The 11,815-nt window shown below is 44.6% G+C and carries 10 protein-coding genes; 6 read left to right on the top strand and 4 right to left on the bottom strand.

What is annotated here, in order from left to right; all coding sequences use genetic code 11:
- Positions 1-94 precede the first annotated feature (94 nt).
- Positions 95-673: a PepSY-associated TM helix domain-containing protein gene (locus QE404_RS09970; protein ID WP_373462509.1), complete on the top strand. Its 579-nt coding sequence runs from the start codon at positions 95-97 to the stop codon at positions 671-673.
- A gap of 147 nt (positions 674-820) precedes the next feature.
- Here the strand turns inward: QE404_RS09970 and QE404_RS09965 are convergent, their stop codons facing one another.
- The 4 genes from QE404_RS09965 to QE404_RS09950 form a co-directional block, all read right to left on the bottom strand.
- Positions 821-1,519, bottom strand: a complete 699-nt coding sequence (locus tag QE404_RS09965; protein WP_307453384.1) for a DUF1826 domain-containing protein — start codon at positions 1,517-1,519, stop codon at positions 821-823.
- A 99-nt stretch (positions 1,520-1,618) separates the two neighbouring features.
- Positions 1,619-3,337 carry an ABC transporter ATP-binding protein gene (locus tag QE404_RS09960; protein WP_307450055.1) on the bottom strand — a complete coding sequence of 573 codons (1,719 nt, stop codon included), beginning with the start codon at positions 3,335-3,337 and terminating at the stop codon, positions 1,619-1,621.
- Positions 3,338-3,467: 130 nt separating this feature from the next.
- A complete protein-coding gene (locus QE404_RS09955; RefSeq protein ID WP_307450052.1) occupies positions 3,468-4,286 on the bottom strand; it encodes a siderophore-interacting protein in 819 nt (272 codons plus the stop codon).
- A gap of 57 nt (positions 4,287-4,343) precedes the next feature.
- Complete coding sequence (locus tag QE404_RS09950) at positions 4,344-6,095, bottom strand: ABC transporter ATP-binding protein (RefSeq protein WP_307450050.1); 1,752 nt, start codon at positions 6,093-6,095, stop codon at positions 4,344-4,346.
- Between the two features lie 135 nt (positions 6,096-6,230).
- Here QE404_RS09950 and QE404_RS09945 point away from each other — a divergent pair, with 135 nt between their 5' ends.
- The 5 genes from QE404_RS09945 to QE404_RS09925 all read left to right on the top strand — a co-directional run bounded on the left by QE404_RS09945 (position 6,231) and on the right by QE404_RS09925 (position 11,756).
- Complete coding sequence (locus QE404_RS09945; RefSeq protein WP_307450047.1) at positions 6,231-7,223, top strand: helix-turn-helix domain-containing protein; 993 nt, start codon at positions 6,231-6,233, stop codon at positions 7,221-7,223.
- A 236-nt stretch (positions 7,224-7,459) separates the two neighbouring features.
- The gene (fdhD, locus tag QE404_RS09940) at positions 7,460-8,332 is read left to right on the top strand and encodes a formate dehydrogenase accessory sulfurtransferase FdhD (RefSeq protein ID WP_307450044.1); all 873 of its coding nucleotides are present in this window, start codon (positions 7,460-7,462) and stop codon (positions 8,330-8,332) included.
- A gap of 233 nt (positions 8,333-8,565) precedes the next feature.
- A complete protein-coding gene (locus QE404_RS09935) occupies positions 8,566-8,916 on the top strand; it encodes a DUF7009 family protein (protein ID WP_307450041.1) in 351 nt (116 codons plus the stop codon).
- Positions 8,917-8,937: 21 nt separating this feature from the next.
- Complete coding sequence (locus QE404_RS09930; RefSeq protein WP_307450039.1) at positions 8,938-11,337, top strand: FdhF/YdeP family oxidoreductase; 2,400 nt, start codon at positions 8,938-8,940, stop codon at positions 11,335-11,337.
- A gap of 179 nt (positions 11,338-11,516) precedes the next feature.
- Positions 11,517-11,756: a hypothetical protein gene (locus tag QE404_RS09925; protein WP_307450036.1), complete on the top strand. Its 240-nt coding sequence runs from the start codon at positions 11,517-11,519 to the stop codon at positions 11,754-11,756.
- The last annotated feature ends 59 nt before the right edge of the window (positions 11,757-11,815 follow it).

Below are 11,815 nucleotides of genomic sequence, written 5' to 3'. Positions count from 1 at the left end.
GAATTTTATTGTTAAGCTGGCAATTGATTATGGTAAGTGTAAGGATTTCTCTGTATTAAACTGAATATAAAAATATAAATCTCAAAAAGGACGGATCTCTGGAATTTTCTTTGTTATGGTCCATTTTCACGACTCCTTTTTAGCGGGAAAAACAGGAGTCTGGATTGTGGCCCTGTCAACGATCGTGTTTGTCATAAGTACGCTTACAGGCCTGATCCTGTGGTGGCTTAAAAAATGGAATAAGACTACCCGGCAGGCTAGCTTTACGATCAAATGGAAAGTCCGTTTCAAAAGGTTTAATTATGACCTCCATAATGTGTATGGCTTCTATTCCCTGACGGTATGTTTTATCTTGGGGACAACAGGGCTGATTATTTTCTTTGAGCCACTCATGGATGCCACTGTGAAAGTGGCAGGCGGCACTACGGAACACCTTATGGATACTCTTCCCAAAGAAGATTCTGTTAGAACCCGGAAAGATATTGATCCGTTTGCCTATACCGTAATGGAGGAAAGCGGCGAGAGTGAAGTCAGCATCTCAAACTTTGAAAGGAACAAAGTGGGAGCATATGTATTTACCTCTGGAAAAGTAGGGCTTAAAAGCATCGAATACGCTTCGGTAAAGGTGTATGATAGTTATACCGGAAAGGAGATTCGTGTTGATGCCGTTTAAAAATAGCCTCCTATATTGAGGTTATTTTAATTTAAACAAAAGCTTGCAGATTAAATCCTTCGGTAAATGATATTTGACTTTAACTATTTGAATTGTAAAAGCATACTCCTTGTTCACAAGACTAAATTTTTTTATAATTGAGTATTCTCAGCAAATCAGCAGCAACCTGTACTCACCGTCATTTTCTACAGGAGCCCGGTGGACACAGGGTAATACTTTTTGCTCCGGATGGTCTACTGCCAGGCGCCAAAGGTTCCCGTTTCCAAGATTAACCGGGCAGGCATTCGGTTTGGGCTGATAATGGAGGTCGAAGAAACAGTCTTTCAGAAATGCTTCAAAGTCAGCTTCCGGACCGTCGTGCAGTCGTTTAAGCTGCTCACGGATTTCAGGAATGAGGATTTTTTGGGTCACCTGGCCATTCGGCAGGATATCGCTGGCTGCCCCGTGATACGTACACAGAAAAGTATCAGTCATGATGGGAGAGCGGTCGACGTGGTAGGAATAGACATCGGTCGGGAAAAAATCAAGCTCCTCATCCCGGTCATAGCATTTCAGCAGGTTCAGGGAAGGCTGTGCACCGAAGTCCTGCAACAATTGCAGATCATTCAGGATGGTTTTCCGGGCCATATTCCCCTGCTCCGAAAGCTGCAGGGTCAAAAGGTCTTCGGCAGAAACTTCTGTAATGTTTTCCTCCAGCCGGAGTTTGGATACCACTTCTTTAAAATCCCCGGCTATATTCCGTTGCCAGCACAGCGCATTCATACTGCCCTGGAATTGGGTGCCGATCAGTTCAGCAATGGTGGAAACGATTCCTATTTGAGGGCTTTCAGAAATAATGTTGTTCATCATATTAACGGTACCGGTATACGTTGGGTATGCAAAAATAACGAACAGGACGGAAACATTGCGGGAATTAGGGGTATTTAAACTTATAATTTTTTTTACTCATATTTTCCAGCCTCCGGACTGTTGCTGAATGTTCCACATATTCCGGTAGATCCCGTTGAATTCCATCAGTTCATTATGGGTTCCTTGTTCTGCTGTTTTTCCTTCTTTCAAAACCAGGATCTGGTCAGCATTACGGATGGTAGCCAGTTTGTGTGCAATGACAACAACGGTTTTGGACTGTACCAATTCCTGGATCGCCTGCTGGATATATACCTCATTTTCAGGGTCCAGGCTTGCGGTGGCTTCATCCAGTAAAACAATTGGGGCATCTTTCAGGAGCGCACGGGCAATGCTGATGCGCTGTTTCTGTCCGCCGGACAGCCTGCTGCCACCTTCACCTACTGTAGTATTCATGCCTTCCGGCAGTTCCCAGACAAAATCCAATACCCGTGCCCTGTCTGCGGCATCAAGGATTTCCTGCCGCGTTGCATCGGGTTTCCCGATCTTAATGTTGTTATAGATCGTATCGTCGAACAGGTATACCTCCTGAAATACTTCACTGATCAGTCCGTAAAAATGATCCTGATTGATATTCCGTATATCCACACCTCCAATGGTTATACTTCCTGAACTCACGTCCCAGAACCGGGCAATCAGCGAGGCGACCGTCGTTTTTCCCGAGCCTGAATGTCCTACCAGGGCCAGCATGGATTTTTCCGGAACCGTAAAATCTAAATTCCGTACGGTCATGGCATCCAGATACCCGAAACTTACATCATGAAAAACAATATCGAACCGGGAAGGCATTTCGTGCCGACAGGTTTCCATAGTCTGTTCATGCATGACATGGATCACACGGTCCAGGCTTTCATTCATATAGCGTAGCACAATATAATCTACCAGAACGATCTTAAGGGGCTGATAAAGATTGTACCCCATAATTAAAAATGTAATCAGCACGGGAATGGTGATGGAATGCCCGTTCAGGTAATACAGGCCAAGTGCAGCCATCGCCAGAAAACCAATTTCGAAAATGATGCTTGCTGTCATCACAAAAGGTCCGGCAATGGCTTCCATGGTAATGCTTTTCCGGCGTACCTCTTCAAAAGCATGTTCAAGACCCTGATGTTTTTCTCCCGTAAGTCCATAGGACTTCAGATGCCGGATACCCTGAACATACTCCAGAAATTTAGCACCCATAGTGTTGCGGGCAGCGATCTGTTTCCTGCCCAGTTTCTGAATGAAGTAATTGGCCAGTGCCAAAAAAGGATAGATAAGCGGCAATACTGCAAGCAGGCACAATGCCAGACGCCAATCATAAAGGAGCAGAAAAACGGAAAGTACTACAGTACCGAAAGCAGCAGATGCCAGATTACCCATGCTGTGCCCGAATATGCCTTCAAAATTCGCCACATCCTGTAAAATAATCGATGCGATCTCTCCCGGATCCTTTTTTTTGAAGAAGCCTAATGAGAATTTCTGAATCCGGTTGCCCAGCATTATGCGCAGCCGGGTAGAAAGATCATATACCCAGAGATTGGAGAGTACCATGGATTTCGATGCAATATAAAACTGGATGACCAGCATTACTGCCATAACACCTACAACAGTCCAGATCACTGATGTATTGGGATGTTCCGAAAAGAGCTCCCAGACTACGATCAGTAAAATGCCGGACGGCATGGCCACGAAGATACTGTGGAAGATTGACCAGAAAATTACTTTCCAGGTCTCTTTACGGTTAAAGGAGGTGACGTATTTCAGATTTTGAATCATAATGTTTGGTATTGATTGCTGATGAGCCGGTGAGGTTTCAGGCTTGACTCAATGAACAGGTATTGATAAGAATTTAGTTAGGTATTATCCACATGATGAAGGAACATATGCATTCTGTATCCGTATAGAATCAGCTTTCCTCATTCTCAATATGCCTTTCTGCTGCAGATTTGTCTTCGGCCACGCCGGATTTCCAGTAGGAGTAGGCATAGACTTCCTTTTGTTGCCAGTTGCTCTCTTTGCGCAGGAAATTGCGGATTTCTTTCACAGTGGAAAACTCGGCAGCCACATAAGCAAAACGGTCTTTTTCCGGGAGCATGATCCCTTTTGCGGTTTCTGCAAGTCGGCTGCCTTGTTCAGGATGTTCATTATGCAGCCATATAAACTGCATGTCAGCCTTGGTCTCAATTTTCTGTTCATCCTCTTTCCCGTGTACCTCAATGATGCAGATCCCCTGGGCGGTTTCAGGCAGATCTTCCAGTATGGCACTCAGAACCGGTATCGCTGTGGCATCACCCAGCAGGAGATAGTTTTTGGCCGGCGTATACAATTCCGTTTTACCGTCTTTCATCATCACGCCCAGCATGTCGCCGGTTTTTGCTTTGATTGCCCAGGCAGAGGCGGGCCCTTCATCACCGTGGGCAACGAAATCAATCCACATTTCATTGGTGTCCGTATCGATTCCCCTGTGGGTATAGGTGCGTACAACAGGGCGTGTTTCTTCAGGCTGTGGTTTCCACTGCATGGTTTCATAATCAAATTCTGGGAAATAGATTCTGTCAGTACCTTTAGGCGGGATCAGGATTTTGTTATTGATTCCTACAGTGGTATTGGCGAATAACGGTATGTCTGCTCCGGTGAGGTAGATACGCACATAATGCGGCGTCAAGAATTCTTTTCTGCTTACCCTGAGTTCAGCCTGTATTGTTTTAAAATTAAGAGTGCTCATTGTATAATTGCTTGTTAATATTTCTTTAGTCTTTGCTGGTGCGTCTGGCATGTAGGCTTATATGACAAAATCCCTGGCTCTTATGTGGGCGTTCCACATCCTCTGATAGAGATCACTGTGCTCCAGGAGTTCGGCATGTTTGCCTTTGGCTGACAATTTCCCTTTGTCAAACAGCAGGATTTGGTCGGCATTGGTAATAGTACTCAGCCGGTGGGCAATGATCAGGACCGTTTTATCTTTGATAAGCTGGCTGAATGCCTGCTGGATCTTGTATTCGTTTTCGGGGTCTGCAAAAGCGGTGGCTTCATCCAGGATCAGGATTGGTGCATCTTTCAGCAGGGCCCTGGCCAGCTGGAAACGCTGCTGTTCGCCTCCGCTCAGGTGGACTCCTGATTGCCCGAACAGCGTATCGTAACCTTCCGGCAGATTTACAATCAGGTCATGTATCTGAGCGGCCTTTGCAGCACGTTCCACTTCTTCCCGGGTTTTATCCATCCCCATTTTAATGTTTTCATACATAGACTGCTGGAACATAAAACTGTCCTGAAATACGAATGAGATCATATTCATCAGCTGTGGAGTGGGATATTCGCGTATATCTTTTCCGGAAATATAGATTCCGCCTTCCTGTATGTCCCAGAATCTTGATAATAATTGTCCTACCGTAGTCTTCCCGGCGCCTGAAGGACCTACGAGGGCGGTGATGGTTTTTTCCCTGATCTCAAAACTGATGTTCTCCAGTACTTTTTTCTGATCCTGATAGGCAAAATAGACATGGCGGAACTCTATATGGTAATGTTCAGGTTTCTGGAGCAGCGGTTGTTCTTCAAGGCAGTCCTGATCAAGCAATTCATCAATCTGCTCTACTCCGTGGTTGATGACTGACAGCTGCATGCCCATATTGCTCAGGACAAAAAGCGGTTTGATGTAGCCAGTTCCTAAAATCAAGAATAACAGCAGCGTGGCCAGTGAAATCCCATGATCGAAGTACAGGTATAACCCAAGTGCCAGGACGGGCAACATGGCGTTGCTTGTAAAACTCACGAATATGGCAAATCCCGGTGTGCTGTTTTTTATCCACTGTGCTACAAAGCCATTGAAACGTTTTACCGTGGTCCCGTACTTGTCAAAAGTTTCTGCGGACTGCCCGAAAATCTTCATGACGGGCATCGCACGTACATATTCTACGATCCCGGAATTCATATCTTCCAATGACTGGTGGTAATCCTTGATGATCTGCCTGTTTCTGCCTCCATACATCCGCGGGATCATAACGGCAAGTATGAGCAGCGGTACAAAGCTGATGGCTGCCAAGCGCCAGTCCTGGGAGAACAGGTAAGATATCGTGATAACAGGAAGCGCAATACCTTTTACAAAATCCGGAATCTGGTGGGCTATGAAATTTTCGATCCGTTCTACGTCATCGGAAAGAATCTTCTTCAAAGCACCTGAATTACGGTGGGTAAGATATCCCATGGGCAGCCTTCCTATTTTGGCGGCAATGTATTTCCTTAATTCAAAAAGGATGTTAAAAGCGGCGATATGCGATAAAATTCCGGACAGATAAAGGAAAAGCATGCTGATTAAAGCCGCAGTTACCGCATAGGCAATATAAGACCTCATCAAAAGATAATCCGGGTTTGGCTGGGTAAGTTCTTTTATAATATAGAAGGTCAGCACATAAGGGACCAGGCTGAGCAATGCATGTATAACAGCGAGGAGCGCAGACAATATGAGTGCCGCCTTCCTGCTGCCGGCAATCTCCAGCAGGCGGCTTATCCCGTTTTTTCTTTTTGTTTTCCTTTTCATCAATAAAAATTTGATTAGTTATTAAGAATGATTCTAAATAATTTCTAACTTTGCAAAATTAATGTGTGGAATATGATAAAAGGGATGTAAGAAGGATAAATATGTCCGCAAAAAGGAATAAATAATACACAAAAGATGAATTTACGTTTATATGACAAAGAACCCGGCCGTATTCTCCTGGAGAGGGACTATTCAGATTATTTTTTTTCAGCAGAAGAAAATAAAGACCAGATTACGGAACATTTAATATCTATCGATCATTTTTACGGCAAAGGATTTTACAGGGAAATTTATTTTGATGGCGTTCATATCGGTTTCGGTAAGGCCAATCTTGCGGATAAGGTATTGTTGGGTTTCGAAAGCGATTTTGAAACGATAGAAATGCATTTTGCCCTTAAAGGAACAAAAAGTGCTGTATCCGAAAACTTTGGCGGCACAGTCAGTTTTCAATCCAACCTCCACAATATCATCTATGCCAACGGAATGTGCGGAGACATGCAATGGGAAACTAACCATATCAGCTCGTGCGAGATCAACCTCAGCCCTAAGTACTTCAGCAGGTTCCTGCCGCAAAATTCCGATCTGTTTGAGCAGTTCCGCAAAAGGATGGAAAAAAAGCAATCAGGCCTGTTAAGCACAACCCATTTCGGGATCAGTGAGCAGATGTACCGGATTATCAATGACATTATGCGCTGCCGGAGAGACGGAATTTTCAAAAGGATGTTTCTTGAAGCAAAAGTCATTGAATTGCTGATGCTCCAGCTGGAGCAGGCTTCAGGTAATGAAGCATTTCAAAGTTCTGTCAGGAGGAGAGATGCGGATAAAATCCATACCGTGAAAGAATTTATTCTGCAGAATCTGGACGCTTCGTACTCGCTCATTGATCTTGCTCATATGGCAGGAACCAATGAGTTTACCCTTAAAAAAGGATTTAAGGAACTGTTCGGGACCACCGTTTTTTCATTTTGGAATGATGCTAAAATGGAACAGGCAAAACATATGCTGACGGATCAGGATCTGAATGTCGGTGAAGTTTCACAACTTATGGGATATAAAAACCAGCGGCATTTTTCAGCTGCTTTCAAAAGGAAATACGGTGTAGCGCCCAGCCATTTGAGGAAGCGGTAATCCTCTAAGTCGATTTTACAGGATGTCAGCTCCCACCTATGGCGGTATTGTTTTCTTCTTTCACAAAACAGATTCTTTTTAGTCATCATTTGGCGGTCATACAGATCATATAAGCTTTCCTAGGCTTGTGATTGAGACACAAAATGTGTATATTTACTAATGTGGTATTAAGATTGATGATTCATTAGAACTTCAGACCAAACCTCAAAAGAACATCTGATAAAATCTGTTAAAACATGAAAGCCGGTATCCTGGAGAACAATTCCGTACAGAAAATAGAGATTGTCAAAGTAAAAGACAGCCTGAGCTTTCCGTGTACCGATGATATTTCCGTAGAGGAACCCTTAGAAATCCGGGTATCTTATCAATCCGAATTTGAGAAAACCACCCGGAACATTTCTGTAACCATGCGTACGCCGGGAAATGATGCCGAGCTTGCAGTAGGATTTCTTTTTACTGAAGGCATTATCTCGGATCGGGAACAGGTGAAAGAGGTATATCATTCTCAGGCCGTATGTTCCAGGACCGGTGAAAATACGGTTATTGTCGAGCTAACAGAAGGCCATATTCCCAAACTGATGAACACCGAACGGAATTTTTACACTACTTCCAGCTGCGGTGTTTGCGGAAAAGGATCTATAGAGTCCATCAGGACAGTCAGTACTTTCCGGACTTTGGAAAAAAAACAGCAAACCGTAACACTAAAAACACTTTATCAGCTGTCTGAAAAACTCAGGACATTCCAGAATAATTTCAGTGCGACCGGCGGCATCCATGCTTCGGGACTATTTGATTTAAACGGGAATCTCCTGGCTTTGCGTGAGGATGTAGGACGGCATAATGCGTTAGATAAACTGATCGGGAATGCGCTCATGGCCGGACAGCTTCCTCTCAGCAACCATATTTTATTGCTCAGCGGAAGGGCAAGCTTTGAACTGATCCAGAAAGCTGCCATGGCAGGAATTTACGTGGTCGCTGCAATAGGAGCACCTTCCAGCCTGGCCGTTGACCTGGCTAAAGAATTTGACATGACTTTGCTCGGGTTCCTCCGGGATACCAGGTTCAATGTATACCATCAGAGCAGACATGTGGAGATAAAGACAGATTAGCGGATACTATGAACCATTAAAGGAAAAAGCATCAACGAAAAAAGTAAGATCATAAAAGAAAAAAAGGCAAAGAAGCAAAATCATTGAAGGATGGATTGCTAAAAATGGATAAAATTTACCTTTACAGATAGGCGATCTGCCATCTTAGCATCATGAACACCCTGAATGATACTTCGCAGTAAAAAGAAACACATCATAATTGATCAACTAAAAAATTCTGAGGATTTACAGCAATGAAAATAAGAATTAAAGACAACAGCTTAAGATTCCGCCTCACACAGTCGGAGGTGGCAGAACTGGGCAAAAACGGAATGATTTCCGGATCTACGGAGTTTCCAGGCCGGAACTTTGTCTATGCGATTGAAAGAACGGAAGACGGAAATCTTTCTGCCGTCTTCACAGATAATCGCATGGTCCTTAAAATGCCGGCAGTTATGGTAGAGGAATGGATTTCAACCGATACCGTAGGCTTCAACGGACAGGCCGGAAAGATCAGCCTTTTAGTGGAAAAGGATTTTGTGTGTCTGGACAATACCCTGGAAGACCAGAGCGACAACTATCCGAATCCGAACGCAAAATGCTAACACACATCAAATCACAACAGTATGGAAAATAACGGATTAGATAAGAAAACAGATCAGACTTACAGCCAGTCACCTTCGGCAGCATCCCCCTACAAACTACTCGACCTGAAGCTGGAATCCCCGAAAAAATGGGCGGCAGGTGTTCCGGCTGTCATGCATTCGCTGGAGCAGCTTGTACGCGATGCCTCTGTGCTCCGCGGTGGAAGGGCACTGTTCAGCATGAACCAGTTTGACGGTTTCGACTGTCCGAGCTGTGCCTGGCCGGACCCTGACCACGACCGTTCAAAGATTGCAGAATACTGCGAGAACGGAGCTAAGGCACTTGCCGAGGAAGCAACCTCCAAAACCATAGGAGCAGAATTCTTCAGGGATAACTCCGTATATGACCTGGCAAAAATGACGGATTACCAGATCAGCCAATTGGGAAGGATCTCGGAACCGATGTACCTTCCGAAAGGAGGAACCCATTATCAGCCCGTCAGCTGGGATGAAGCTTTTGCTAAAATTGCTGAAAAACTGAATGGTCTGGATTCTCCTGACGAAGCCATATTCTACACCTCTGGAAGGACCAGCAATGAAGCCACTTGGGTATACCAGTTATTCGGGCGGGAATTCGGGACCAATAATTTCCCTGATTGTTCCAATATGTGCCATGAAACCTCCGGATATGCCCTTACCAGAAGCATCGGATTCGGAAAAGGATCCGTAAAGCTCGAAGATTTTTATGAGTCCGATCTCATCATCATCATAGGACAGAATCCTGGGACCAACTCCCCGAGGATGCTTTCCGCGCTTACCAAAGGAAAGAAGAATGGTGCCCGGATCATGGCTATCAACCCGCTTCCGGAAGCCGGATTGATGGGCTTCAAAGATCCGCAGAAGCCTCTTGCCGCAATCACCAAACCGTTTGAACTGTCAGACCTGTATCTTCCGGTGAAAATCAACGGCGATATGGCTTTGCTGAAAGCTTTACAGATCCTGGTGCTGGAAGAGGAAGAGAAAAACCCGGGCAAGGTCATCGACTATGATTTCATCCATGAAAAAACGGCCGGATTTGAAGCATTAGTGGAAGAGCTTAAACGGTACGACCTTAATTTCCTTGCTGCTGAATGCGGTATTCCTGTTGACCAGCTGAGGGAGGCGGCGCAGATGATCGCAGCCAGAAAACGAATTATCGTTTGCTGGGGAATGGGCATTACACAGCAGCACAACGGGGTAGACATGATCTATAATATCGTCAACCTGCTTCTCATGAAAGGGAGCATAGGAATCAAGGGTGGCGGAGTCTGCCCGGTCCGGGGGCATAGCAATGTCCAGGGCAACAGGACATTACTGGTGAATCACAAGCCTACCGAAGAACAGTTGGACACCCTGGAGAAGTTTTATGGATTTAAAGTTCCCAGACAGGGGGGCTATGATGTCGTGAAGGCAATCAAGGCCATGCATCAAGAAAAAGTAAAATTTATGTTCTGCATGGGTGGCAACTTATTGTCGGCAGCACCGGATACCACGTACACGGCTGAAGCCATGCGTAAACTGGATATGTCGGTAATGGTTTCCATTAAACTGAACCGTGGCCATCTCATTCATGGCAAAGAAGCATTGATCCTTCCGGTTATTTCCAGGAGTGAGAAAGATATCGTCAATGGTGAGCTCCAGCACATCAGCACGGAGAATTCCATGGGGGTAGTGGAATGGTCAAGAGGGGTACTGGAACCCGTTTCAGAACACCTGATCAACGAAACTCACGTGGCGTGCCGCATGGCAAAAGCAGTATTGGGCGAACGTTCCGTCATTGACTGGGACCGCTTTATCAACAGCTATGATGCCATTCGCGATGATATTTCCCAATGCATCCCCGGATTTGAACACTACAATGAAAGGGTCGTACAGAAAGGAGGTTTTTATCTGCCGAACGATCCGCGGGAAGGAAAATTCACTAGCGAACATTTCCCGGGAAAAGCAGCATTCAGTATCACGCCGGTTCCGGACAACTCCCTGGCAGATGACGAATACCTGATGGCCACCACACGCACCCACGACCAGTTCAATACCGTAGTTTACGGCCTGGATGACCGCTACCGAGGGATTTTCAATGAACGGAGGATCGTGATGATGAATGAGCAGGACATCGAAAAAGCCGGTTTAAAAGAAGGCGATAAAGTAGATCTGTTCAACTATGATGACGGGATCGAACGTATTGCCCCGCTTTTTATCGTGGTCAAATATCAGATTCCACAAAAAAGTACCATGACCTATTTCCCTGAAACCAACGTCCTGGTCTCTATCAATAATGTCGTTGACGGAGCCAATATGCCCGCCTCCAAATATGTCCGCATCAAAATCCGGAAACATAATCCTGAAAATTATCAGAAGGTGGATGACCATATTGTGGCTGCTACGGGAACTAATCCGGGGTGATGGAGGAGGTTAGAGTCGGAGAGCTGGAAAGTTATAGAGTGGGGGTGTGGATTTAAGGGTTTATTGAGAGTGAGTACGAAAACCTCAATCCACAGGTTCGCTGGAGTTAAAAGTCAAAGAAGCTTTTTAATACAGAAGAATTATTTGAAGGATAGCTTGCAATAAAATTACACCCTGATATGATGATGTCCTTTTTGAAAGAAACGGAAGAAATAGAAAGGATTATAAAAATGGAGCATACAGCAGGAGCATATAGTTTATTTTTACATATGTTCCTGAAATCTACAGAAGAGATTACTTTAATTCCTAATCGTTTAAGTAAATTTGGAAGTAGAACAACTTATTCGGTTCTGTCTGTGCCTATTGATCACAAACCAATTATTTTTAGTAACCTGACCCATGGGAAAGAGATGATATAAAATAAAGAGTAGGAATTTTTTTCTTATCAATGATTTTTAAATGTTAACACCTAAATAAA

Origin of the sequence: Chryseobacterium camelliae, assembly GCF_030818575.1 — a bacterium.
Lineage (GTDB): Bacteria > Bacteroidota > Bacteroidia > Flavobacteriales > Weeksellaceae > Chryseobacterium > Chryseobacterium camelliae_A.
The sequence above is the reverse complement of the archived record's forward strand: the minus strand, read 5'-3'. Positions and strand labels throughout refer to the sequence as shown.

Excerpts from the sequence above, each read along its gene's own strand:
- QE404_RS09930 (WP_307450039.1), top strand. The coding sequence starts at position 8,938 with ATGGAAAATAACGGATTAGATAAGAAAACAGATCAGACTTACAGCCAG.
- QE404_RS09965 (WP_307453384.1), bottom strand. The coding sequence starts at position 1,519 with ATGAACAACATTATTTCTGAAAGCCCTCAAATAGGAATCGTTTCCACC.
- QE404_RS09960 (WP_307450055.1), bottom strand. The coding sequence starts at position 3,337 with ATGATTCAAAATCTGAAATACGTCACCTCCTTTAACCGTAAAGAGACC.
- QE404_RS09935 (WP_307450041.1), top strand. The coding sequence starts at position 8,566 with ATGAAAATAAGAATTAAAGACAACAGCTTAAGATTCCGCCTCACACAG.
- QE404_RS09945 (WP_307450047.1), top strand. The coding sequence starts at position 6,231 with ATGAATTTACGTTTATATGACAAAGAACCCGGCCGTATTCTCCTGGAG.
- QE404_RS09950 (WP_307450050.1), bottom strand. The coding sequence starts at position 6,095 with ATGAAAAGGAAAACAAAAAGAAAAAACGGGATAAGCCGCCTGCTGGAG.
- QE404_RS09955 (WP_307450052.1), bottom strand. The coding sequence starts at position 4,286 with ATGAGCACTCTTAATTTTAAAACAATACAGGCTGAACTCAGGGTAAGC.
- QE404_RS09925 (WP_307450036.1), top strand. The coding sequence starts at position 11,517 with ATGATGATGTCCTTTTTGAAAGAAACGGAAGAAATAGAAAGGATTATA.
- fdhD (WP_307450044.1), top strand. The coding sequence starts at position 7,460 with ATGAAAGCCGGTATCCTGGAGAACAATTCCGTACAGAAAATAGAGATT.